Origin of the sequence: Larsenimonas rhizosphaerae (assembly GCF_023700005.1) — a bacterium.
GTDB lineage: Bacteria > Pseudomonadota > Gammaproteobacteria > Pseudomonadales > Halomonadaceae > Larsenimonas > Larsenimonas rhizosphaerae.
Map to the genome: position 1 here is coordinate 670733 of NZ_JAMLJK010000001.1, position 25030 is coordinate 695762.

The 25030-nt window shown below is 58.9% G+C and carries 21 protein-coding genes; 12 read left to right on the plus strand and 9 right to left on the minus strand.

Annotation, left to right across the window (positions count from 1 at the left end):
- The first annotated feature begins 96 nt into the window (after positions 1-96).
- From NAT21_RS03000 to NAT21_RS03015, 4 genes are all read left to right on the plus strand, one after another.
- On the plus strand, positions 97-876 hold the full coding sequence (locus NAT21_RS03000; RefSeq protein ID WP_250935572.1) for a formate dehydrogenase accessory sulfurtransferase FdhD: 780 nt from the start codon (positions 97-99) through the stop codon (positions 874-876).
- 26 nt (positions 877-902) lie between these two features.
- Positions 903-3185, plus strand: coding sequence for an FdhF/YdeP family oxidoreductase (locus tag NAT21_RS03005; protein WP_250935574.1), 2283 nt, complete (start codon positions 903-905; stop codon positions 3183-3185).
- Positions 3185-3436, plus strand: a complete 252-nt coding sequence (locus NAT21_RS03010) for a helix-turn-helix domain-containing protein (RefSeq protein ID WP_250935576.1) — start codon at positions 3185-3187, stop codon at positions 3434-3436. Before NAT21_RS03005 ends, NAT21_RS03010 begins: the two co-directional genes overlap by 1 nt.
- A gap of 185 nt (positions 3437-3621) precedes the next feature.
- The gene (locus tag NAT21_RS03015; RefSeq protein WP_250935577.1) at positions 3622-5298 is read left to right on the plus strand and encodes an amidase; all 1677 of its coding nucleotides are present in this window, start codon (positions 3622-3624) and stop codon (positions 5296-5298) included.
- Here the strand turns inward: NAT21_RS03015 and NAT21_RS03020 are convergent.
- Complete coding sequence (locus NAT21_RS03020; protein WP_250935578.1) at positions 5273-6151, minus strand: LysR family transcriptional regulator; 879 nt, start codon at positions 6149-6151, stop codon at positions 5273-5275. The genes NAT21_RS03015 and NAT21_RS03020 overlap by 26 nt on opposite strands.
- A 159-nt stretch (positions 6152-6310) precedes the next feature.
- On the opposite strand from NAT21_RS03020, the gene trpB reads away from it, so the two are divergent.
- The 3 genes from trpB to NAT21_RS03035 are packed head-to-tail and all read left to right on the plus strand — an operon-like array spanning position 6311 to position 8750.
- Positions 6311-7531, plus strand: a complete 1221-nt coding sequence (gene trpB, locus NAT21_RS03025; RefSeq protein WP_250935579.1) for a tryptophan synthase subunit beta — start codon at positions 6311-6313, stop codon at positions 7529-7531.
- The gene (gene trpA, locus NAT21_RS03030; protein ID WP_250935580.1) at positions 7528-8379 is read left to right on the plus strand and encodes a tryptophan synthase subunit alpha; all 852 of its coding nucleotides are present in this window, start codon (positions 7528-7530) and stop codon (positions 8377-8379) included. The genes trpB and trpA overlap by 4 nt, the downstream gene beginning before the upstream one ends.
- A 35-nt stretch (positions 8380-8414) precedes the next feature.
- A complete protein-coding gene (locus tag NAT21_RS03035) occupies positions 8415-8750 on the plus strand; it encodes an I78 family peptidase inhibitor (RefSeq protein WP_250935581.1) in 336 nt (111 codons plus the stop codon).
- A gap of 177 nt (positions 8751-8927) precedes the next feature.
- Here NAT21_RS03035 and NAT21_RS03040 read toward each other — a convergent pair whose 3' ends face one another.
- Both NAT21_RS03040 and NAT21_RS03045 read right to left on the minus strand, forming a co-directional pair.
- Positions 8928-10022: a ribonucleotide-diphosphate reductase subunit beta gene (locus tag NAT21_RS03040; protein WP_265896296.1), complete on the minus strand. Its 1095-nt coding sequence runs from the start codon at positions 10020-10022 to the stop codon at positions 8928-8930.
- A gap of 89 nt (positions 10023-10111) precedes the next feature.
- On the minus strand, positions 10112-12988 hold the full coding sequence (locus tag NAT21_RS03045; protein WP_250935584.1) for a ribonucleoside-diphosphate reductase subunit alpha: 2877 nt from the start codon (positions 12986-12988) through the stop codon (positions 10112-10114).
- Positions 12989-13614: 626 nt separating this feature from the next.
- Here NAT21_RS03045 and NAT21_RS03050 point away from each other — a divergent pair.
- Together NAT21_RS03050 and NAT21_RS03055 are read left to right on the plus strand one after the other, a co-directional pair.
- Positions 13615-14325, plus strand: a complete 711-nt coding sequence (locus NAT21_RS03050; RefSeq protein WP_250935586.1) for a winged helix-turn-helix domain-containing protein — start codon at positions 13615-13617, stop codon at positions 14323-14325.
- Between the two features lie 3 nt (positions 14326-14328).
- The gene (locus NAT21_RS03055; protein WP_250935588.1) at positions 14329-15969 is read left to right on the plus strand and encodes an ATP-binding protein; all 1641 of its coding nucleotides are present in this window, start codon (positions 14329-14331) and stop codon (positions 15967-15969) included.
- A gap of 18 nt (positions 15970-15987) precedes the next feature.
- Here NAT21_RS03055 and NAT21_RS03060 read toward each other — a convergent pair whose 3' ends face one another.
- Entirely contained in the window at positions 15988-16905 is a 918-nt protein-coding gene (locus tag NAT21_RS03060; protein ID WP_250935590.1) for a LysR family transcriptional regulator, read from the minus strand.
- A 73-nt stretch (positions 16906-16978) separates the two neighbouring features.
- Positions 16979-18034, minus strand: a complete 1056-nt coding sequence (locus NAT21_RS03065) for a metal-dependent hydrolase (RefSeq protein WP_250935592.1) — start codon at positions 18032-18034, stop codon at positions 16979-16981.
- Positions 18035-18156: 122 nt separating this feature from the next.
- On the opposite strand from NAT21_RS03065, the gene NAT21_RS03070 reads away from it, so the two are divergent.
- A complete protein-coding gene (locus NAT21_RS03070; protein WP_250935593.1) occupies positions 18157-18825 on the plus strand; it encodes a uracil-DNA glycosylase family protein in 669 nt (222 codons plus the stop codon).
- A gap of 80 nt (positions 18826-18905) precedes the next feature.
- Here the strand turns inward: NAT21_RS03070 and NAT21_RS03075 are convergent, their stop codons facing one another.
- Both NAT21_RS03075 and NAT21_RS03080 read right to left on the minus strand, forming a co-directional pair.
- Positions 18906-21122, minus strand: coding sequence for a TonB-dependent siderophore receptor (locus tag NAT21_RS03075; protein WP_250935594.1), 2217 nt, complete (start codon positions 21120-21122; stop codon positions 18906-18908).
- A gap of 132 nt (positions 21123-21254) precedes the next feature.
- Complete coding sequence (locus NAT21_RS03080; RefSeq protein ID WP_250935595.1) at positions 21255-21662, minus strand: DoxX family protein; 408 nt, start codon at positions 21660-21662, stop codon at positions 21255-21257.
- 111 nt (positions 21663-21773) lie between these two features.
- Between NAT21_RS03080 and gloA the strand changes: the two genes are divergently transcribed.
- Positions 21774-22217, plus strand: coding sequence for a lactoylglutathione lyase (gloA, locus tag NAT21_RS03085; protein ID WP_250935596.1), 444 nt, complete (start codon positions 21774-21776; stop codon positions 22215-22217).
- Between the two features lie 247 nt (positions 22218-22464).
- Positions 22465-23553: a GGDEF domain-containing protein gene (locus NAT21_RS03090; RefSeq protein ID WP_250935597.1), complete on the plus strand. Its 1089-nt coding sequence runs from the start codon at positions 22465-22467 to the stop codon at positions 23551-23553.
- A gap of 1 nt (position 23554) precedes the next feature.
- Here the strand turns inward: NAT21_RS03090 and NAT21_RS03095 are convergent, their stop codons facing one another.
- Both NAT21_RS03095 and NAT21_RS03100 read right to left on the minus strand, forming a co-directional pair.
- Positions 23555-24268 carry a phosphatase PAP2 family protein gene (locus NAT21_RS03095; RefSeq protein ID WP_250935598.1) on the minus strand — a complete coding sequence of 238 codons (714 nt, stop codon included), beginning with the start codon at positions 24266-24268 and terminating at the stop codon, positions 23555-23557.
- Positions 24265-24975: a phosphatase PAP2 family protein gene (locus tag NAT21_RS03100; protein WP_250935599.1), complete on the minus strand. Its 711-nt coding sequence runs from the start codon at positions 24973-24975 to the stop codon at positions 24265-24267. The genes NAT21_RS03095 and NAT21_RS03100 overlap by 4 nt, the downstream gene beginning before the upstream one ends.
- Positions 24976-25030: the final 55 nt, after the last annotated feature.

Here is a 25030-nt window from a genome sequence, read left to right on the forward strand (position 1 = left end):
TTTTCCATTAGCCTGCATATCATTCTCTCCATACACTGTGACTCAATTACCACGTGTGCCTGCCGGCACGGTGGTTTGGCCGAGTGAGGTTCCGTCATGACGTCCCGCACCGAATTTACCGACTATGAATGGGCAACCGATATGCCCGCTACCGACCTCAAGGGCCCGGAGGAGCAGGCCATTACGCTTGCCCTGAATGACATGGCCTTTGCCTCGGTGCTGGCAACGCCGGTCGACCTTGAGGCCTGGGCGGTGGGGTTTGCCTTTAGTGAAGGCTTGATAAGTCGCATCTCACAGATAGAGCGTGTCGATCAATCGCCGCTGCGTCATGGCCTTCGGGTGCAGCTCACCATGGCGCCTCATCTGGCGGAGCAGGCCATGGAGCGTCGTCGGGTTGGCGCCTCAACCAGCAGCTGCGGCCGCTGCGGGTCGGCTGATGAAGGCCTGATGTTCGAGGGGCTGCGTCAGCTCCCTCCGTCGGAGTTGCCGTCCATGGCCGATTGGCATCGCCTGTTCGAGGCGCTGGATCAGGCCAGCCGCCCAGGGCTTCATGTGGCGCTGGGCCTGGACCCTGGGGGCAGTATCGTGACCGGCGTGGACATTGGTCGGCACAACGCGCTGGACAAGCTGATCGGCAAGGGATTGCAGGCCGGTGTCATGCCGGCTGCCGGGCTGGTGTCGAGCCGCTGCAGCCTTGAACTGATTCAGAAAAGCGTGCGTGCCGGCATGACAACACTTGGAACACTTTCACACCCCTCGACTCTGGCGGTGGATACCGCCCGCCTGTGTGGCCTCAATCTGGTGTGCTGCCACCGCGGCCAGCGCCTTCAGTTGCTGAGTCGAGGGCGTACACCGTCTTCACTATTCCGCAGATAATGCGGAGATCTGCTTCAGGAGCCTTCATGAGCAAGGAACGCACGTTCGAGTATCACCACCCGGCCGCCGGCTGGGGAGCGCTGAAATCCGTCAGCCGCTTCCTGCTTCAGAGCAGAGCCCCGGTGACCAATGTGCGGGCAATGTTGAAGCTGAATCAACCCGATGGATTTGACTGCCCCGGCTGCGCCTGGGGCGACCCGGAACACGGCTCATCGTTCGAGTTCTGCGAAAACGGCGTCAAGGCCGTGACCTGGGAAACCACGGCGAAGCGAGTGACGCCACGTTTCTTCGCCCGTTACAGCGTCAGTGAGATGAAGGGCTGGGACGACTTCCGCCTTGAGGATCAGGGGCGTTTGACCTCGCCCATGCGCTATAACGCTGACACGAATCACTATGAGCCGATCAGCTGGGAAGCTGCCTATGACCTGATGGCCGATCACCTCCGGGCACTGGATGACCCCAACGAGGCATTGTTTTACACCTCCGGCAAGGCCTGCAATGAATCAGCCTGGGTCTTCCAGTTACTGGCTCGGCTTTATGGCACCAACAACATGCCGGACTGCTCCAACATGTGCCATGAGGCCAGCGGTGCGGCGCTTGAAGATGCGCTGGGCTCCGGCAAGGGCAGCGTGCTGCTGGAGGATTTCGAACAGGCCGAGGCTATCTTTACCTTCGGGCAGAACCCGGGAACCAACCACCCCCGCATGCTGGGAACGCTGCGTGAGGCGGCCGACCGTGGCTGCGAGATCGTGGCATTCAATACCCTGAAGGAACGTGGGCTTGAACGCTTCGCTGACCCGCAGCGCATGCTGGAAATGGCGCGGGCCGGCAGTGGTCAGATCAGTTCGCTGTATTTGTGCCCGGCACTTGGCGGCGACATGGCTGCTGCACGCGGCATGGCCAAGGTGCTGTTCGAGCGGGACGCCCAGCAGGGTAATGTCATCGATCATGACTTTGTCGCTCGCCATACCGATGGGCTGGCAGACTGGCAGCAGGTGGTCGAAGCCACGTCCTGGGCGGACATTGAAGACCAGTCCGGCTTGAGTCGCGATGAGATCACCAGTGCCGCCGAGGTCTACATGCGCTCCAGCGCGACCATCTTCTGCTGGGCCATGGGGCTGACCCAGCATGAGCACTCGGTCATCACGATTCGTGAACTGGTGAATCTTCTGCTACTGAAAGGCAATATCGGCAAGCCTGGGGCGGGCACCTGCCCGGTGCGGGGGCACTCCAATGTGCAGGGTGATCGCACCATGGGTATCTATGAAAAACCCTCCCCGGGCTTTCTGGATGCACTGGAGGCGTATTACGGCGTCCCCATGCCGCGTGAGCACGGCGTGGATACGGTGGATTCGATTCGTGCCATGCGCGATGGCAAGGCAAGGGTCTTTATTGGGCTGGCCGGCAACTTTGCTCGTGCTACCTCGGATTCCGAGGTCTGTGAACAGGCGCTGTCCGGCTGTAACCTGACCGTTCACATCAGTACCAAGCTCAATCGGAGTCATCTGGTCACTGGCCGGGATGCGTTGATTCTTCCCTGTATCGGCCGGGTTGAAGTGGACCGCAAGGCCGATGGCCAGGCACAGCTCATTACGGTAGAAGACTCGATGAGCATGGTGCACGGGTCCAGCGGTATCCATAAGCCGGCGTCGAAGGCGCTTAGAAGTGAAGTCGAGATACTGACTCAGGTTGCCGAGCGGCTGCTGGGGAACGAGGTGGTCGACTGGGCATCACTGCGGGCAGACTATGATGTGATTCGTGAGCATATTGCCGGCGTGGTGCCAGGATTTAACGACTTCAATCAGCGCGTTCGTGAGCCGCGTGGATTCTGGCTGGGCAATCCCGGTGCGGAGCGCATGTTTCCGACGGGCACCGGTCTGGCCCGATTCAGTGCGGCCGCCCTGCCGAAACAAGTGCTTCATCAGAAGATGCGCGAGCGCACCGGCTGGCTGACCCTTCAGACATTGAGAAGTCATGACCAGTACAACACCACGGTGTACGGCTATAACGACCGTTATCGGGGTGTGGAAGGGCAACGCCAGGTGATCTTTCTCAATGAGCAGGATATGACACGACTGGGCGTCGAGGCGGGCGAATTTGTGGATCTGATCGGGGATGACAGTGATGGCCAGGTTCGCCGCGCCAACCACTTCAAGGTGGTGCGCTATGACACCCCGGCAGGCTGTGCCGCGGCGTACTACCCGGAAACCAACCCGTTGATTCCGCTTGATAGCGTCGGTGTGCGCAGTAATACCCCGAATTCGAAATCGGTAGCGATTCGACTTGAGCGCAGCCGGCGTCTGGCCTGATGGATGACTTGATCGATCAGGCCGGCCGCATCGTGGCAGCCCACGGCGTGGACGCGCTCGAAGGGCTGGTTCTTGCACTGCTGGCCGAACGTTCGCCCCAGGCCACTGGTACCCTGGCCCGTAGGATGGCGCTGGAGCATGCACTGGTTCGGCGGTCTGCATCTCGGCTGGAAGAGGCTGGATGGATAGCTTGCGAGCCTTCATCCGGCCGCAGCCCGGGCATGCGACTTACCCTCCTTGAAAGCCCCTGATAACCGGGCGTTTCATTTGCAAACAATTTAAAACAGCCCGCCATGGCGGGCCTGCTTCCGGTAAATCGTGTCTTATTAGCATATGGTTTATGGTCAACGCGCCCGCCTGCGTGGTTAAGCTTCGATAGCGGGCGTCAACTTCAACCATAACAGCGCCCGAGAGACATCCATTATCGGGGGCATCCATGGCCATGGTTTCAGGACGCAGCCGAGGAGTTGCGCATGTCACGAAACGGTTCGCCCTTGCGAGCAGCGCACTGGCGTTTTTATTGTCTGTGGCCCTGCCGGCAGCGCATGCCGCGTCCACATTTTCTCCTGCCTCAAAAAGCCTGCCGGAACTCAAACAGGCCCTGGATGACCAACGGATCAGCGCCGAAGCACTGGTCCGTTTTTACATGCGGCGCATTGATCGCTTTGAAAACAACGGCCCGGCCATCAATGCATTGCTGCGGGTCAACCCGGATGCCATTGCCCGGGCGCGCCGGATCGACAGGGCGCGCAGTGAGGGGCGGCCGGTAGGGCCACTGGCCGGGCTGCCATTCATCGTCAAGGACAATATCAACGTCAAGGGGTTGCCGACCACCGGGGGCTCGGTGGCGCTGCGTAATGCCATGCCACGGCAGGATGCCACGCTGGTGGCGCGCCTGAAAAAGGCCGGGGCCATCGTGCTGGCCAAGGGCAACATGACCGAATTTGCTTCCTCGTTCGGCAAGCCAGGGTACAGTTCGCTGGGAGGTACCACGCGCAACCCCTATAACCCGGACCGCTACGCATCAGGCTCCAGCAGTGGCCCGGCCGCCGGTGTGGCCGCTGATCTGGCAGCCTTCGGCATCGGCACGGATACCGAAGGATCGGTGCGCGGCCCGGCGAGCGTGACCGGGCTGGTCGGGCTCAGGCCCACGATCGGGCTGATAAGCCGCAGCGGTATTCTGCCGTTGTCGCCGTCCTTTGATACCCCGGGGCCGATTACTCGTACCGTGAGCGGCAGTGCCATGATCACGCAGGTCATGGCCGGGCGGGATCCCGGGGATCAGGTAACCCAGTTGGCTCCCGACAACACGTCGACCCGTTATTATCCGGTGGCCGGGACCGCACTGGCCGGCCAGCGTATTGGTGTCATCAGCGGCATTGGCGGTGCCAACCAGCAGGTAGACCAGGCGATGAAGACGTTTGTGGCGCGGCTTGAACGGCAGGGCGCTACCGTCGTCCCGATTAGCCTGCCGGCCGCATTCGGCGATCTGTGGGCCAGCGTTATCGCGCCGGTGCAAAACGCTGAATTTCGTCCCGGCGTGGAACGGTTTCTCAGTGAGGAGGTGACCGGGGGGCCGCCGGACATGAGCAATATCATCAAGCGATGCGAGGAAAACAACCGTGTTCATCCCCATCGCCAGGTCAATCCGGAGCGTATTCGTGGCATGGAGGCCACTTTGAATCGACATGCCACGGCGTCGCCCAACTATCTGGACGATGTTTCCTGGCGACTGCCGGCTCTTCGCAGACAGCTGCACCAGCTGATGGATACTGCTGATGTCACCGCTCTGGCCTTTCCCACGCGAGACTGTCCGGCATATCCCCGTACGCCGGCAGGTAAAAAAGGCTTTGAATGTCGCACGGTCGCCCATGAGCCGATGGCCTATCTGGCGACGGTCAGTGGTTTTCCGGAAATCACCTTCCCCATGGGGATGACCACGGCCGGGCTGCCCATGGGCGTATCCCTGCTGGCGCGACCGTTTCAGGAAACGACGCTGTTTCAGCTGGCGACACCGCTTGAGCAGGCGATTCCTGCGCCGCGCTGGACACCGGACCTTCCCCTTTCCACCGGCTGGCGCTCACAGGTCATTGCGACGACAGCGCCGCCCTGAACCAGTGGGTCAGGGCATCATGGCGAGCGGCAGGCACCTGATCGCCCGACCACAGTACCAGTTGTCCTGGCGTTTCAACGAAGCCCCAGGGGGCCACCAGCCGACCCGCCCGTAGATCATCTTCGACCAGAAGCCTGGGGGCGATGGCCATGCCGATCCCGGAGGTTGCCGCTTCCAGCAGGTAGTAGAGATGTTCAAACCCCTGGCCATAGACAAGGCTGTCAGGATCGACACCACAGGCCGAGGCCCACTGGGGCCAGGCCGACGGGCGTGACGCAGTATAAAGGAGGGGCGTGCCGGAAAGCGCAGAGGCCGGCACTTTCTGCCATTGTTCGCCCAGCGCCGGAGTGGTGACCGGCCCGATGCATTCTGCCTGCAAGGGGCTGATGCGGGCATCCTCCGGCAGGGTATCAATAAACAGCAGAGAGGTTTCCTGTGGGCGGTGGGCCGGTGACGCGGCGTCCTCCTGATGTGCGACCTGAACATCGATATCCGGCACGTCTGCCTTCAGCGCTTCCCAGCGAGGGATCAGCCATCGGGCCAGAAAGCTGCCCGGGCAGCGCAGTACGAGCGGGCGTGTGGTCTGTTCAAGCGATAGCTGGTCACAGCTTTCCTGAAGCTGTGTCAGCCCGCGATGCACTCCTTCGTAAAGGCGGATACCTTCGGCGCTCGGTCGCAGGCCACGCCCGGCACGCACCAGCAGGGCACAGCCAAAATGGGCTTCCAGTGTTTTCAGATGGCGGCTGACCGCCCCGTGAGTGACATGCAGGGCGTCGGACGCGGCCTTGACGCTGCCAAGCCGCACCGTGGCTTCGAAGGCGCGCAGTGCATTGAGAGGAGGCAGTGAAGGCATGGCATGTCCGTCAGTTTTTTTGAAGAGTGTGGCTCCAGGCCACGCATTGCTTCGTAAAATAGGTGATTTTTTTTAACCTGTCAGTGATAAAACTTCGCTTTTATTTCAAGGCCACTGTGCCATGCTGTACCCATATTTATGAATACTGGAGTGTATTTCATGACCGCATTGGCATCCCTGCCGGACCACAACGGCTTTTTCGGCGATTTTGGCGGCCAGTTTGTGGCAGAAACCCTGATGCCGCTCATTCTCGAGCTTCAGGGCTGCTACGACGCTGCCAAACAGGATCCGGCCTTTCATGAAGAGCTGGCCTACTTTCAGCGCGACTATGTTGGTCGGCCCAACCCGTTGTATTACGCAGAGCGGCTGAGCGAGCATCTGGGCGGAGCAAAAATCTATTTCAAGCGTGAAGAGCTCAACCACACCGGCGCGCACAAGATCAATAACTGTATCGGCCAGATCCTGCTGGCACGGCGGATGGGCAAGAACCGCATCATTGCCGAAACCGGCGCCGGCATGCACGGCGTGGCAACGGCCACCGTAGCGGCACGGTTTGGCATGGACTGTGTGATCTACATGGGCTCGACGGATATCGAGCGTCAGCAGCAGAACGTGTTTCGCATGCGTCTGCTGGGTGCCGAGGTCATTCCGGTGACCTCCGGTACCGGTACCCTGAAGGATGCGATGAACGAAGCGTTGCGCGACTGGGTGACCAACGTTGACAGCACGTTCTATATCATCGGGACGGTAGCAGGCCCGCATCCGTATCCGGCCATGGTGCGTGACTTCCAGGCGGTGATCGGGCGTGAAACCCGTGATCAGATGCTTGAGAAGGAACAGCGTCTGCCCGATTCGATCGTGGCCTGTATCGGCGGTGGCTCCAATGCCATGGGGATCTTCCATCCGTTTCTGAATGACGACAGCGTTGCCATGATCGGTGTTGAAGCGGCCGGGCACGGTATCGAGACCGGCGAGCATGCAGCCAGTCTGAATGGTGGGGTGCCGGGCGTGCTGCACGGCAACCGTACCTACCTGCTGCAGAATGATGATGGTCAGATCAAGGACGCTCATTCCATCTCGGCCGGGCTGGACTATCCGGGCATCGGGCCGGAGCATGCCTACCTGAAGGACAATGGCCGGGTCGAGTACGTATCGATTACCGACAGCGAAGCACTTGAAGCCTTCCAGCTGTGCTGCCGCAAGGAAGGTATCATTCCGGCGCTTGAAACCGCTCACGCCCTGGCCGAGATCGTCAAGCGGGCGCCGTCACTGCCGTCGGACCACCTGATGGTGCTCAACATGAGCGGGCGTGGTGACAAGGACATGATGAGCGTGGCGCATTATCTGGGTGAGACGATGGAAAAAGGAGATAACGCATGAGCCAGCAGGCCACCGTGACACACGCTGAAGTAACGTCTCGCATTACGCGTCGTTTCGAGGCGCTGAAACAGCAGAATCGCGCTGCGCTGGTCACCTTTGTGACCGCGGGCGACCCCGATACGGCCACTTCTCAGGCCATTCTTGACGGACTGCCCGCCGCCGGGGCCGACATCATCGAGCTGGGCATGCCGTTCACGGATCCGATGGCTGATGGCCCATCCATCCAGAAGGCGGCGCAGCGTGCCTTGAAGGCCGGTCAGGACCAGCATAAAACGCTGGATATGGTACGCAGGTTCCGTGAACACGATCAGGATACCCCGATCGTGCTGATGGGCTATTACAACCCGATTTATCGTTTTGGCGTGGATGCATTTCTGCGCGAGGCCAGGGACGTGGGTGTTGATGGGCTGATCGTGGTGGATCTGCCTCCCGAGCACGACAGCGAGCTGTGCCTGCCGGCGGCCGAATATGGGCTGAATTTCATTCGCCTGGCCACGCCGACCACCAACGATGCACGGCTGCCGAAGGTACTGGAAAACACATCCGGCTTTTTATATTACGTGTCAGTGGCTGGTGTGACGGGGGCCGGTTCGGCCTCGAGCGAAGCGGTGGAGCGTGCGGTCGCACGTCTTCAACTGCATTCCCGTTTGCCGGTAGCGGTAGGGTTTGGCATCAAGACCTCCGAGCAGGCGGCCGATGTCGCGCGCGCAGCCGATGGTGTGGTCGTGGGTTCGGCACTGGTCAATTGCATTGAGCAGGCCGCTACGCGTGAAGACGCGATCAGGGCTGTACATGCGCTGACGGCCGAGTTGGCTGAAGGCGTACGTGGTGCCCGCCACACCGGATAAGCCGGACATTTGACGATCAGGGAGATGAGTCTGCCATGAGAGTGTTTCAAAAGGGGCTTTATGTGGCCGCGCTGGGGATGGCCCTGTCAGGCTGCTCATTATTCGGCAATTCACCGGTGTCCGATAATGAATCAGCGACGGACACGGCCACCAGTCATACTGTCCCCGAGGTCAGGTGTTCAACCGACCGGCTGGATGCGCTGGTCGGCAAGCCTCTGACGCCTGATGCACGTCAGACGATTGTGGATGACAGCGGCGCGACTTCTTATCGAATGCTGCGTCCTGATACGGTAGTAACGCAGGAGTATGATCCTGATCGACTCAATATCACGATCGATAACGAGCTCATCAGCCGGTTTTCCTGCGGCTGAGTGCCTTTCTGCCGAACGTCCATGAAAAACGCCCCGCAGTGCGGGGCGTTTTTCCGTGTGCTGTATGTCAGGCAGCCAGCACTTTCACAGGATGAACAAGGCATTGCCGTCTCACGACAACGCCCGGCGTACCGGGCGTTGTCGATTGGACGGGAGAACGAGCTCAAGAATGCCCGATCAGTCCCAGCTCAGTGCGCCGCCGGTCTGATATTCGGTGACCCGTGTTTCAAAGAAGTTCTTCTCTTTTGGCAGGTCGATGATTTCAGACATCCATGGGAAGGGGTTGTCCACTTCCGGATACAGCGGGGCAAGGCCGATCTGTTCGGCACGACGGTTGGTAATGAAGTGCATGTATTCCTCGCACAGCTCGGCGTTGATGCCGAGGATGCCGCGAGGCATGGTTTCACGACCGTAGGCGACTTCCAGTTCGCAGGCCTTTCTGAGCATGCCACGTACTTCTTCCTGGAATGCCTCATCCCACAGGTGCGGGTTCTCGACCTTGATCTGGTTGATGCAGTCGATACCGAAATTCAGGTGGATGGATTCATCGCGCAGGATGTACTGGTACTGTTCGGCGATGCCCACCATCTTGTTGCGCCGACCCAGTGACAGGATCTGGGCAAAACCGGTGTAGAACCACATGCCTTCAAAAATGACGTAGAAGGCGATCAGGTCACGCAGAAATGCCTGATCCCGTTCCGGCGTGCCAGTCTGGAATTCATTGCTTTCCAGGTTCTGGGTGTACTGCAGTGCCCAGGCATCCTTTTCAGTGATGGCCGGTACTTCACGGTACATGTTGAACAGCTCGCCTTCATCAAGGCCGAGCGAGGTGCAGATGTACTGGAACGTATGCGTGTGAATCGCTTCCTCGAACGCCTGGCGCAGCAGGTACTGGCGGCACTCGGGGTTGGTGATGTTGCGATAGATGGCCAGCACGATGTTATTGGCGACCAGCGATTCCGCCGTGGCGAAAAAGCCAAGGTTGCGCTTGAGCATCAGTACTTCGTCTTCGGTCAACCCGTGCTGGCTGTTGATCGGCGCACGCCAGGTCGCGATGTCGGCCTGCATGGATACCTCGGTAGGCATCCAGTGGTTGTTGCACGCGTTAAGGTACTTTTCCCAGGCCCAGGTGTACTTCAGGGGCAGCAGCTGATTGACGTCGCTGCGGCCATTGATCATGGCCTTTTCGCTGGCATCAATGCGCTGGGCGCCGGCAACGATATTGCCAAGCCCGGTGGTATCGATCTGATCGTCGGTCGTGGTCGCTTGCATGAAACGCTCCTTGCTTGCCCTGCCGGGCATGGCCGGCAGCTTTTAATGAGGTAAACCCGGCAGGGGAGACCTGCCGGGAGAGGACTGCCTTACTGGCAGGCCTCACAGTCCGGATCATCAATGGAACAGGCCAGCGGCGGTGCAGAGCCCAGCGGGGCTTCTGCCTGCGGGGACGGCGCACTGGGCGCTGCCTCTGCCTGCGGTACCTTGACGCCGGTCAGCTTGCCATCAGTGCCCTTGAGGGTGGATTTCTCGACCCGTGAGCTTGCCTGGGCGCGCAGGTAGTAGGTGGTCTTGAGGCCGAGGGCCCATGCCATCTTGTAGGTGGTATCCAGCTTCTTGCCGGATACGCCTGCAATGTAGAGGTTCAGGGACTGAGCCTGATCGATCCATTTCTGGCGACGGGACGCTGCTTCCACGATCCATTTCGGCTCGACTTCAAACGCGGTGGCGTAGCGAGCCTTCAGCTCGTCGGGAACCCGGTCGATGCCCTGAACGCTGCCGTCGAAGTATTTCATGTCATTGACCATGACTTCGTCCCACAGGCCCGCTTCCTTGAAGTCATTGACCATGTGCTGGTTGATGACCGTGAATTCGCCGGACAGGTTCGATTTGACGTACAGGTTCTGATACGTCGGCTCGATGGACTGGGATACGCCACAGATGTTGGAAATGGTGGCCGTCGGCGCGATGGCCATGACGTTGGAGTTACGCATGCCCTGTGTCTTGACGGTCTCGCGCAGGCTGGTCCAGTCCATGGTCTGATCACGGTTGACCTGGATGTACTGCTCGCCACGTTCTTCAACCAGCATTTCGAGTGAATCGATCGGCAGTACGCCCTGGCTCCAGAGAGAGCCCTCGTAGCTTTCATAGCATCCGCGTTCGGCGGCCAGGTCGCTTGACGCCTTGATGGCGTGGTAGCTGATCTCTTCCATCGAGCGGTCGGCAAAGGTGACGGCCTGCTCGGAAGCGTAGGCGATGCCCTGCTTGTAAAGGGCGTCCTGGAAGCCCATCAGGCCCAGACCTACCGGACGATGACGGAAGTTGGAGCGTTTGGCCTGCGGCACGGCGTAGTAGTTGATGTCGATAACGTTATCGAGCATGCGAACAGCGGTTCTGACCGTACGACCCAGTTTTTCGGAATCAAGCTTGCCGTCAACGATGTGAACGGCCAGGTTGACAGACCCCAGGTTACAGACGGCGATCTCGTCCACGGAAGTATTCAGGGTGATCTCGGTACACAGGTTGGACGAGTGCACGACTCCGGTGTGGCGCTGCGGGCTGCGCAGGTTGCACGGATCCTTGAAGGTAATCCACGGATGGCCTGTTTCAAACAGCATCGTCAGCATCTTGCGCCAGAGATCCTTGGCCTTGACCCGCTTGAAGAGCTTGAGCTGGCCGGTCCGGGTCATTTCCTCGTATTCGGCAAACCGCTTTTCAAACGCCGCGCCATACAGGTCATGAAGGTCCGGGGTGTCGGCAGGAGAGAACAGGGTCCACTCCTGATCTTCAATGACCCGCTTCATGAACAGGTCCGGAATCCAGTTCGCGGTATTCATGTCATGGGTACGGCGACGGTCATCACCGGTGTTCTTGCGCAGTTCGAGGAATTCCTCGATGTCCAGGTGCCAGCTTTCAAGGTAGGCACAGACGGCGCCCTTGCGCTTGCCACCCTGGTTGACGGCGACGGCGGTATCGTTGACCACTTTCAAAAACGGTACGACGCCCTGGGACTTGCCGTTGGTGCCCTTGATGTAGGAACCCAGTGCACGTACCGGCGTCCAGTCGTTACCCAGGCCGCCGGCCCACTTGGAGAGCATGGCGTTATCACGGATGGCGCCATAAATGCCGTCAAGCGCGTCGGGTACGGTAGTCAGGTAGCAGCTCGACAGCTGGCTGCGGACCGTGCCGGCGTTGAACAGCGTCGGCGTGGAGGCCATGTAGTCAAAGCTTGAAAGCAGCTCGTAGAACTCGATGGCGCTGTCATTCCTGTTCGCTTCATTCAGCGACAGCCCCATGGCCACGCGCATGAACATGACCTGCGGCAGTTCATAGCGAACGCCTTCACGGTGCAGGAAGTACCGGTCATAGAGGGTTTGCAGGCCCAGATAGGTGAACTGACTGTCACGCTCATGGTTCAGCGCGTCGCCGAGGCGCTCGAGGTCAAACTCGGCCAGTTTGGGGTCAAGTTGTTCAAACTCGATACCGCGGGCGATATACGCCTGAAAGGCCGGCTTGTAGAGGGCTTCCATTTCGCCGTAGGTGGCTTCATCCGCCACTTCGAGAAAGGACAGGGCTTCACGGCGCAGGTTGTCCTGCAGCAGGCGAGCGGTCACGAAGGTATAGTTCGGCTCCTTCTCGACCAGCATCCGCGCGGTCATCATCAGCGCCGTTGCCACACCTTCGGCGGTCACGCCGTCGTACAGGTTCTTGAGGGATTCATCGACCACGCGCTTGATCTCGACATTCTCGAGTCCGCGGCAGGCTTCGGTGACCAGTACTTCGATACGTCCCAGATCCAGCGGCTGACGGCTGCCGTCCGGCTGAGTCACATTGATGGTGGGATGCGGCTTGTCAATTCCCTGGGCGCGTGAGGCGCGCTGACGGGCATGCTCTTCACGGTACAGAACGTAGGCACGGGCGACCTTGTGCTCCCCCGAGCGCATCAGGGCCAGTTCAACCTGGTCCTGAATATCCTCGATATGCAGCGTGCCACCATCGGGCATGCGGCGTGAAAAGGCGCTGACGATCTGTTGAGTCAGTTCGCGCACCTGTTCGCGCAGGCGGGAAGAGGTTGCCGCATTGTCACCTTCAACGGCCAGAAAGGCCTTTGTGACGGCTACCGAAATCTTGGCCGTATCAAACTCGGCCACATCACCGCCGCGTTTGATGACGCGGAAATGCTTCGGTGCCTGGACATCCTCGATGCCGATATCGTTGATCTGTTCTGACAGCGTCGAACTCATGGACTCACCTTTATATGTACAAGATGTACCGGTTATTTCTCGCCACGCCGCGCCTGCGCTGTCTGTGCGACAAAACGCTTGAAGGTACGGGGAAACAGGGGCTTGACGGAGAAAGCAAAAAATGGTTCAAACCCCATATGTAGGGGTTTTTGAATCTGTGGGCACAAGATAAGCCATTAACGTGATCCTATCAAGAGCGTGTTCGGGGTGCTGGATGGTGTCTTCCTGTGGGTAAACCTGTGTGTAAAAAGGCAGGGGGCGAGGCGTGGCCGGGGGTTGCGGCAAGGGGATAATCCGCATTGTGGGGAGGGCCTGCCGACGCCAGATTTTTGATGGCTTGAGTACACTGAAAAAAGAACTTTTTCTTAAGGAATGGTCTGAGTAACGCCAGGTCTTTTTGAGGGCTTTCGCATCCACCGTGTATGCAGAAGTGCCTCAAATGGTTTATTGAACGTGTATTTGATAACGTGGGACTCACGTTACAAGAACGGAATCAGCTATGATGGCGCTATAAGTGCAGTCATGGATGTTGTTATCCGGCATGAATATGCTCGGTGACAGCTGACGAAAGGCAAGATGGCTGTCGCCGGTTTTTTCTATTAGTTAACCATTGGACGGATTGCTCCTTGGATACCACGAACACCGCCCAGGATCATATTCTGATCATCGAAGATGATGAACGTCTGGCCTCCCTGACCTGTGAGTACCTTGAAGGCAACGGCTTCAAGGTCAGTGTCGAGCATGATGGAGCCAACGGGGTAGAGCGCATTCTGGCGCTTCGCCCGGATCTGGTCATTCTGGATTTGATGTTGCCGAACGAAGATGGTCTGTCCATCTGCCGCCGCGTACGCGATCAGTATTCAGGCCCTATCCTGATGCTGACGGCTCGCACCGACGACATGGATCAGGTGCTGGGTCTGGAGATGGGGGCCGATGATTATGTGCCCAAGCCGGTTCCTCCGCGGGTTCTGCTTGCCCGCATGCGTGCATTGCTGCGCCGGTCCGACATTCCGGAAGCCAGCGGCTCCGATGCGCGTATCGAGTTCCGCGATCTGGTGATCGATTCCGGCACGCGCGAAGCATGGCTCAACAGTGAGCGCATCGATCTGACCAGTGCCGAGTTCGATCTGCTGTGGCTGCTGGCTTCCAATGCCGGCCGCGTACTGACTCGCGAGGAAATCTTTTCTGCCCTGCGAGGCATCAAATATGACGGACAGGACCGCTCCATCGATGTCCGTGTATCGCGCATCCGGCCCAAGATCGGTGATGACCCGCACCATCCGCAGCGGATCAAGACCGTCCGCAGCAAGGGCTATCTGTTCGTCAAGGATTTCTGATTGATGAGGCAGTCCTCTCGGGGAGGTGTATTCCTCCATGTCTACCTGGCGATCTTTGCCGCCCTGCTGGTGATTTTCATCCTCGGCCTGGTGGGGGTGTCGCTCGTCAACGATATGCGTGCCCAGCAGTATCGTGAAAACCTGGCCAGTGCCCCGATGGCACTGCTGGCCTTCATGGTACGCGAGCAGCCGGAGGACGACCGCGATCAGTGGTTGCGCGAATACGAGGCCTCTCTCGGCATGGGGCTGGCGCTGTCCGATTCCGAAACCCTGATGCTGGATTACTGGGATCGACGGCGCCTGCGTCGTCAGCATGTGCTGGCCTCCCGTGTGGAAGGTGAGTCGGGCTGGCGCCTTTATCGATCAATGAAGGGGTCCGACCAGGTGCTGGTAGCCCACTTCAGTGGGCTGAGTGAGCAGCAGCCCCAACAGCTGATGTCACTGTTGCGAAGCTGGCTTGAGGAAGTGCCCACCGAACAGCGCGAAAACCGCTTCAAGCAGTTGCGTGATGCCAGTGCACTGCCCATGGGCATGGGCAGCGGCACCCCGGTCGGGTTGAGTGTGGCGCAGGGCGAGCAGCTCAATGCGGGTAACGTCGTGATCAGCATTGCGCCGGACCGCCCCTTTATCAGCCTGTTTGCCCAGCTTTCCGACGGTCGATGGATTACTGCCGGCCCCATTCATCCCTTTGAGCCCATTCCGACGGCGACCATTGCCATCTTGATGATCGGTATGCTGCTGGTGCTGGCAGGTACCATTTACCTGATTGTCGGCCGGGTCGAGGTGCGGGTGAAGCGGCTTGAAAAGGCAGCGTCACGTCTGGCCGCTGGTCATCTGGATACTCGAGTCAACGTCAATTCCAACGATTATCTGGGCCAGCTGGGCCATGCCTTCAACGACATGGCCTCTCAGGTGCAGGTAGTCCTGTCTGCGCAGCAGGATCTGATGCGGGCGGTGTCACACGAGTTCAGAACGCCGGTGGCTCGGATTCGCTTTGCGATCCAGATGGTCGATGACATGAGTGAGTCGCCGTCGATCAAGCGTCAGATTGCCGAAATTGATGCAGACATCGAAGCGCTGGATAATCTGATTGATGAAATCCTGACCTATGCCCGCCTCGACAGCGCCGGCGATGGCAGGGTGCCGCTGACCATTTCCGACGTGGACAGCGAGGCCGTGGTCAAGCGAGTAATCGATACGCTTCAACCGCTGCATGCCGAGCTGACGCTGGTCAATAACTGCTTCGAGGCGCCGCTGGTCGCGGCTGATGAGCGCTATCTGCAACGTGCCCTGCAGAATCTGGTAGGTAATGCCTGTGCCCACGGTCGGGAGCGCATTGAAGTATCCCTTGAGCAGAAGGATGGCCGGGTTCAGTTTCATGTCGATGATGATGGCCCGGGGGTTCCCGAACGTGATCGCAAGCGCATCTTCAAGCCGTTTGCGCGGCTTGACGATAGCCGGGCGCGACGCTCCGGCGGTTATGGGCTGGGGCTTGCCATCGTGTCGAAGATTGTATTCTGGCACCAGGGTGATGTGTATGTAGGGGATGCGCCCACCTTGAGCGGCGCGCGCTTTACCATTGAAATTCCCACCTACACCGGTGACCTGCCTGACATGTCATCGACGCGGCCTCGCAAGAGCTGAAGCCGAACAGCCCGACCGTCAGGTCGGGCGAATGCCCGAAAGCACCGAAAATGATGTGTCTCGCGCCGTGCTTAAAAAGTCAGTCATCCAGGGATGTTCCATCAGTTCCCGTCGTACGGCGGCGTACAGCGTCCCCCACAGGCCTGTTTCTCCCATTGGACGCGCCTTGATGTAATCCCGTTCCAGATATTCGGTCATGGCCCAGTTGGGCAGGGCACAGACTCCACGTTCGCTTGCGACCAGTTGCATCATCATGATGGTCAGCTCGGCGGTGCGTATTTCCCTGGGATGCACGTCGGCAGGGGTAAGAAATTTCGTGAACACATCCAGCCGAGTGTGCTCCACCGGATAAATGATCAGCGTCTGGCTGGCAAGATCCTTCGGTTGAATGAACGCATGCTTTGCCAGGGGATGCTGCTTGGCAACAGCCAGCAGGCCCTCGTAGCGAAAAAGCGGCTCGTAATGCACATCCGGCAGTGGCTGTGGATCGGCGGTGATTACCAGATCCAGCTGACCACGGGCGAGGGCTGGCAACGGGTCGAACGCATTGCCGCTTGGGATATCGACTTCGATATCCGGCCAGTGATCCCGGAATTGATCGATGGTCGGCATCAACCACTGAAAGCAGCTGTGGCATTCAATGGCCATGTGCAGCCGGCCACGCTCTTCTCCGCCCGCCATTCGCGCTATATCGCGCTCGGCCATCCGAAACTGCGGCATTACCTGATCGGCCAGCGTCAGTAGGCGCTGCCCCGCCGGTGTAAACCTGACCGGACGGGTCTTGCGAAAAAAAAGAGGGCTGCCCAGACGGTCCTCAAGATCCTTGATCTGATGAGACAGTGCTGATTGAGTCAGATGTACCCGCTCGGCTGCATCGACCAGCGAACCGGCATTTCTCAGTGCCACCAGAGTGCGTAGATGGCGAAGCTCCAGCATATTAGTGAACCTTTTTCATTCGGGAGTGATCACTGCTGATTATTACTCATGAACAGGGTGTTGTCAGAGATCGTCATCGGTCGGCAGGCGGCTGGCACTGTCGCTCGATCACCAGCGCGGGGGGAGCATAGGTGGCCGGGCAGAGAGCACCGGGCGTAAACAGGCGTTGCCAGACCCGTGACAACTGGTCTGCACTGTAGCCAGGCCCCTGAGCCTGCGTAGAGTCCACTGGTGTCCAATGGGTGTTATCCCGGCGGGCAATGGCAAAGCGGAACGCTTCGCGCCCCGGCAGCCCCATGCGTAGGTCAGTGGCTATCAGCTGGTCTCCCTGTGCACGAAACATCAGTCTCCCCTGAGTAAACCAGAGCAACCGGCGCGCTTCCGGCCAGTGTGTGGCCGCCACGGCGTTCTCCGGAAAACGTCTGAACGTATCAAACCGAGGCGGCGCGTCATCAAAAATACTGACATAGCTTTCATGGCGCCGATCGCCCTCCAGCACGACGACGCGCCACAGGAATGTCGTCATCGGCATGGGTTGAATAAAGCGGTCGGCCTGTTGCCAGCGGTGGTCGATCAAAACGGGTGAGATGCTGGCCCTGATGATCTGTTTGGCAGTAATGGCCCATCCCATATACAGGGTGGACAGTGCCAGACCGATGACCACGCTTCGGTGAAGGGAGGGACGAACGAGCGTGATCAATACCCCCAGCAGCAACGGTAGTGTATACAGCGGATCGATAATGAAAAGCGTATCAAGGGCAATGGGCGGTGAATTCAATGGCCAGAACAGGCGTGTGCCGTAGGCGGTCAGGGCATCCAGCAATGGATGGGTGATCAAGGGTAGAAAACAGAACCACCACCACAGGTGGGCCGGGATATGGCGCGTTCGTCGCCAGCGTGACAGCCCCAGGGTCATCAGTGCGGCCAGCACGGTCAGAACCAGCAGAGAGTGACTGAACCCGCGATGACCGGTGAAGTCGGCAATGGCGCTGCCATGGCTTATCAGAACATCCATATCCGGAAGCGTCCCGAGCAGGGCACCTCCGATGAGGGCCTTTCTGCCCAGCGGGCGGCCGAGCACGGCGCCGCCTAGGGTGGCGCCCAGCGCCGCCTGTGTGATCGAATCCATAAGCTGGTCTTCACCATCGTGTCGGGGAATGGTGACAGCCTAGCAGGGTCATGTTGGACTAGACTCGTTATTTTCAACGACTTGATGGCATATCCCCCATGGCGCTTTCAGAAGGACTCACCGTGCGTTTTCGACACGCCGCCGCTGAGACGAACGGCATCGACGAGGCGGTTTATCATCGCCATGACAAGGATCCACTGGTACCGATTATCGGCATGGGCCGATGTGATCTGCGTGTGGGGTTTTTCGGACGGGACCCGGGCCGCGATGAGGTGAGATACGGTGAGGCGTTCATTGGGGCCGGCGGCCAGCTGATACGCCGGGCGCTTCATGAGCACCTTTATCATGAAGCCATGCCTGATTTTGACGCCTCAAAAGATGTGGGGAAACATGTCTTCTGGGCTAACACGGTCCCGTATAAGCCTGTCGGCAACAAGGCCTGGTCGATGGCGGTCAAACGTCGATTTCACCCGTTGGTCCGTGAACTTCTGCTCCAGCAGTGGAAGGGCACCACGCTTGTTACGCTGGGGCGAGAGGCGTTTTTCTGGTTCGGTATCGATCAATCGAAAGAGGTGCGGGATCGGTTGGCGGCGTTCTGGAAGCGGGATGACCGATTCGAGGCCCACTGTGAGGTAGTGCTGGATGATGCTCAGGGCAACCGGCGATCCTTCACGCTTTATCCGCTGCCGCATCCCTCGCCGCTCAATCAGGTCTGGTACCGCCGTTTTCCGGCGCTTTTGAAACAGCGCCTCGATCAGGTGGAATTGAGCCTGGATGATATGACGCTATAGCGGCTGCCGGCTCCTTGAAGACATGATGCGCAGCAGAACGCGGCGTTTTTCGTGAAAACGCCGCGAATGTCAGACGGTGGTCAGAACTGGTAGCTGATGGTGGCGATAACGCTACGCTCCTGACCGTAGTAGCAGTTACGAAGGCTGGTGCAGGAAGAAACGTAGATCTCATCCAGCAGATTGGTCGCATTGATGCGGGCGTGGACTCCGGACAGGTCAGGGGTCAACCTCCCAAGGTCGTAGGCGAGCATGGCATCGACCAGCGTGTGGGCGCTTACCTGGGTGGTATTTTCGTTGTCTGCCCAGCTGCTGCCGACATAGCGTATGCCGGCCCCCACCTCCAGCCCTTTCAACAGCCCTTTCTCGATATCATATCTTCCCCAGACCGAGGCCATGTGTCGCGGTGCTTCATAGGGTGTGTTGCCCTCGGTGTTGTCGTTGGTTTTGACATACTCCATGTCGGTGTAGGTATAAGCAGTCAGCAGAGAGAGCTGGCTGGTGAGGTGAGTTGTTGCCGATAGCTCCACGCCGTGAGTGCGCACCTTGCCGATGGGCTCGTAATAGGTCGCTGTTCCCGCCGGCACGTCGGCGGCCTCCGCGACATTGGTTTGCGTCAGTCGGTAGAGCGAGGCGGTGTACTGGTCCTGAGTGCCAGGCGGCTGATATTTGATGCCTGCTTCATACTGCTGACCTTCGGTTGGCCCCAGAATATCGCCGTTGGCGTCTGAGCGTGTATTCGGGTTAAAGGATTCCGAATAGCTCAGGTAGGGCGACAGGCCATTATCGAAAGCGTAGAGCAGGCCTGCGCTGCCGCTGAACTGGCTTTGATTATCGCGGGAGCTGGTGTCTGTGTTGCGCGTGTCACTGGTCGCTCGGGTCCAGTCCTGGCGCCCGCCCAGACTAAGGCGCCATCCACCAATGGCCAGCTGATCCTGCAGGTAGACACCGGTCTGCTCCACCTTGTGGCGCCATCTTGTCGCGGTGCCGTATTCGATGTTTGGCGTGCCATAGCGCGGCGCAAAGGCGTCAAGCGTACTGGCAGAGCCAAATTGCCAGGTGCCCGTATTCCGACTGTGCTGATAGTCCAGCCCGGCCAGAAGGGTGTGCTCGACCGGGCCGGTGGTGATGTCGAACTGCAACTGGTTATCGAGGGCATAGGCGTTCAGTGATTCATTGGAGCGGGCTGCACCGCGTTCAAGCCGATCGCTGTTGTCATCAATAAAGGTGCGGGCATAGATCTGGTCGTAATCGATATCCATCGAGAGATAGCGAAAGTTCTGGCGCGCCGTGAGCGCTTCATTGAGGCGGTGTTCAAGGTGATAGCCCACCATCCGCTGATAGCGGTCAAACCGATTGGTGTTCGGCTCGCCATCGAAGAAGTGACGACTGATGGTGCGGCCGTTGCGATCGTGAAGAGTGCCATCTGCCGGAACGAAGCCATAGAACCCGCTGGCGGGGTCGTGCTGAAGGTAGGCCATCAGGGTCAGCGTAGTATCGGCGTCAGGTTCAAATGTCACCGACGGCGCAAGGGTATAACGCTCACGCGCGCTGTGGTGATACATGGTATCCGAGGCATCTGCCTGCCCGACCAGCCGGTAGGCCACGGTTCGCTGATGATCGACCGGACCACCAATATCGAAGCGAACGGCGCGTTTGCCGTTGGTGCCGGCAGTGACTTGTAGTTCGCGGTAGGGCGTGAAGTGTGGTCGTTTACTGGTCAGGGCGACCAGTCCACCGGGCTGATTCTGACCATAGAGCACCGAACTCGGCCCTTTGAAGACATCAACACGCTCCAGAAAATAAGGATCGATTTGCGGTGTGTTGTAGGCGCCTGCATCGCCGAGCAGTTTCAGGCCGTCGAGGTAGGTCGTGTCGAGACTGCTTGTGCCCCCGAAGCCGCGCAGGGTCACAAAATCGTATCGGCTTGCGCCAGCCCCTCTACCGCCTGCAAAAACGCCGGGCGTGTAGCGAAGCGCCTGCTGAACCGACTCGGCGCCCTGATCCTCGATCTGCTGTCGGGTCACCACCGAGACCGAGCGTGGAGTTTCAACAAGTGGTGTATCGGTCTTTGTTGCACTGAGGCTGGTGTTGGTGGTGTAGCCCTCGGTCGGGCCGAGTGCATCGTACAGCCGGCTCGAGGTCACGGTCAGGCGCTGAGCGCCGGTCTGTGCAGCTGGATCAGCCTTTATCGCAGTGATGTTCTCGTCGGCCAGTGTCGATGACGACAACGTGCCGAGCAGGGCGCTCAGTAATAGAGAGCTGCCGGTCGATGCATGGATGTAGGGCAATGATGACATGGTTGTCTCGTTCCTTGCAGGAATGCCGTATAAGAAGAAGTTCGCTAATGCGAATCTTATTGATAGTCAATATCATTTGGTGGGCAATCTTACACCGGCTGGCGAGACTTTACACGTGTGATAGACAGCGTTTCAGTCGGGCCGAATCGCGTAGCGCCCGCTGCCCATGAGCAGCAGGGCAAAGGCGCCGAACAGCCACATGACTTCAAGCTCTATTCGCCAGCCGCCATGAGACGTCAGCGTAAGGATGTGAGGGAGATGATAAAGGCCCAGCGCGGCCAGCATGTTGATGATGACCAGCGCTGCCGCCAGACGGGTCTGAAAACCCAGCAGCAGCATGATGGGGGCAATGATTTCGCCCACGAACACGCCATGGCTCAGCCAGCCGGGCAGGTGTATCTGCTGCAGGTGGGTGGCGATATCCGACAGCACGGCATGTTCCCCCACCTTGGCCACGCCATGCAGCAGCAGGGTGAAGCCGATCCCGAGTCGCAACAGCAACCGGCCGGTGTGGTCATTGGCAAAAGCGAAGAGAGACACGGGGTGCTCCTTGAAAAGCCGCACAGGTGGCGGCAGATACTGTGCCATTGTTCCATACTGCAGGCCAGTGCAATACACTGGCCCTGCCTACCACGTTAAGGATGAAATTGTATGCAATATTTGCACACCATGGTCCGGATTACCGATATCGATCAGTCGCTGCACTTTTACTGCGACCTGCTCGGCATGAAGGAAGTGCGTCGCAAGGAAAGCGAGCAAGGGCGTTTTACACTGATTTTTCTGGCGGCTGATGAAGATGTCGCCCGTTCCGAGCAGGACAGCGCACCGGAACTGGAGCTGACCTGGAACTGGGATCCGGAGGAGCTGACCACCGGTGCACGCAACTTCGGTCACCTGGCCTTCCGAGTGGATGATATCTACGCCACCTGCCAGCATTTGATGGATAACGGCGTGACCATCAATCGGCCTCCGCGCGACGGAAACATGGCCTTTGTAAAATCACCGGATGGCATCTCCATCGAGCTGCTGCAAAAGGGCGATGCAAAGGCGCCGGCCGCACCCTGGGACAGCATGGAAAATACCGGCAGCTGGTAAGCTGCCAGGGCTGATCCCTGGCCCGAAACCTGTCATCGGTGCGGCGTGTTCGTCGCGCCGATGTGCCCCGCCACTCCACTTCACACACCGGTTGCCACCACAGGGCGGCATGCTCTCCCTTCAGCTGGCGCCTGTCCGGCCGTATTTGACTACGTTTAACGGGGCGTCATGCCTGCAGGGTCCATGTGATGCCTGCGCACTATTACGGACACTGCTTTCGATGCGAGAGCGATCAAGGATGATCGGTATGAACATACTGGACCGGTTTCACCAGTGGCTGTTGGAGGTGCCGGATAACGCCTCGACGCAAAATGGCCGCTATTTCGAGATCTTTGCGCGGCTGCATCTGGTCGTACTGGGTGCCTGCCTGCTGTTTTATGTACCGGTCTATGGTGTGCTGGGACAACCGGTCATGATCGGGATCGGGCTGGGTAGTGTGCTTCTGCTTCTGATATCCCTGTTCGCGCTGCGTCGGGGCTTCATTGATATATCCGTGGTGCTTCTTCCGGCGGCCCTGCTGGGGCAGGCGCTGGCGGCTACCCTTTATTTCGGCATTGCAAGCGGGTTCAGCATCGTGGCGGTACTGGCGGTGGTTCTGGTCTTCATTGCCGATTTTCCGCTGGCGCTCAAGTGTGTCTGTTCGACGGGATTTCTGCTGGTTACGGTAGGAACGATCTTTTCGGTACAGTCTTCATTGCCGTTGTCGCCCCTGCCTTACGAGCTTCGCCAGACACTGCAGTTGCTGAATCTGATCGCCGTATGTGCGCTGGTCGGGCTGGTCATGTACCACGTGGGGCGTGTGGCCAATCGGCTGGAAAAACAGTATCGACACAGTGCTACCCGTGATTCCCTGACGGATATATTGAATCGGCGCGGAGTGCTGGCAGAAGGCGAACGCTACCATCGCATGGGAGGGCAATATGCGGTGCTGTTGCTCGATGTTGACTACTTCAAATCCATCAATGATACGCGTGGCCATGCCAGTGGCGATGAGGTGTTGCGCCATCTTGCCCGCTGCATGAAGCATAGTACGCGTGATGGCGATGCCCTGGGCCGGGTCGGTGGGGAAGAGTTTCTTATTTTACTGCAGGACTTGTCGATTGAAGGCGCGGTATTCATCGCAGAGCGCCTGAGACAGAAGATCGAGCGCAGCCCCTGTGTGCTGCCTCAGGGAGAGCCGGTCAATGTCACGGTAAGCATTGGTGTTGCCTGCTCGGAACATCACCCTCAGGGGCTGGCGGCGGTTATCGAGCAGGCAGATCAGCGGCTGTATGCTGCCAAGCATCAGGGGCGCAATCGGGTTGTTTCGACGACGCCAGTAGCGTCTGTCACCTGACTCAGCGGTGCAGGTGCAGGCGTCGAATAATATGCTGTAATCGGTTGGCGAATGCCTGCGTCAAGGTGGACGCCAGCGGCGTACCCAGCCACCAGGGAAGCACGATCAGGGCGATGGCCAGTGATCCCATATAGACGTCACTGAACCAGTGCGCGCCGACCATGATGCGTGGCGCGCTCAGCAATACGACCAGCGCGACGCTCAATGTAGCCAGCCGGCGTGACGCAAACTTGAGCATGAAGCCGGCAAACACCATCAGCATCAGTCCGTGATCACCGGGAAAGCTGTTGTGCGCGCTGTCCTTGGCCGGAATCGATACGATATCGGTCAGGTGATGTGCCTCGGCGAAAAAGAGCGTCGGGCTCGCGTGACCATACTGAATGCCATCATTGGTGAACAGCGCCAGCAATCCGGCGGTCAGCAGCATCACAACCCCGATGCCTGTCCACTTGACCCCTCGTTTCGGTGAGGGATCATGCTTCATGGCCAGGACAAACAGTATCCCCATGACCCCAAAGGCGGCGGCATCAAAGAAACGCGTGTTCAGCAGCGCCAGTATCATGGTCCAGTCCGGGTGACGCAGGGTGATGAACTGGTTGAAAAACCAGAAGATGCTGTCGTCCACGGTGGTCCAGAGGGTCAACTGGGGCAGATACCAGCTGAATACCAGCAGGGCGCCAAGCACGTTACACAACAGGATTCGGGCAAGGGTCATGAGACATCTCCCTTTTCTGGCGACATCCATCGTGTCAAACCGGCGCTGATCCAACGGCTTGTTCGGCTCGCCAGTGGTGTGCACAGTACCCAGGGCAGCAGCAACAGCGCCAGTGACAGGGATCCGACCATCACATCGCTCAGCCAGTGTGCTCCGACCATGATGCGAGGAGCGATGGCGCAGGTTACCAGCCCGATGCTGGCCAATCGTGTTACTCGGTCGCCAAAACTCAGCATGAAGCCGGCAAAGATCATGGCCATGATGCCGTGATCACCGGGAAAGCTGTTGCCGGCGCTGTCCTTGGTCGCAAAATGTACGAAATCCGACACCAGTGACGCCTCCGGAAAGAACCGGGTAGGGCTTGGATGATGAATCGGCAGGTGACGTACGATTTCATTCATCAGTCCGGCGGTAATCAGCATTGTCATCCCGATGCCCACCCAGCGCTGCCATCCACGCTGCTGATCGCGAAGACAGGCCCATAGCATGATGGCCAGCATGCCGGCGATGATCGCCAGATCGAAGCGACGGCTGTTAAGTGCCGCCAGCACCGTATCCCAGTGAGGGTTATCCAGCGTAATAAAGTGGTTGAAGAACCAGAACACGCTGTCATCCAGCGTCGTCCAGAGCGTGACCTGAGGTATCCACCAGCTGGTGACGAGCAGTAGCCCTGATGCGTTGAGGCAGAAAATGCGGGGTATGTTCATGACGCACGTATCTGTTAAGTCTGAGGTAAGACTACTATAAGGCAATATACCGAAA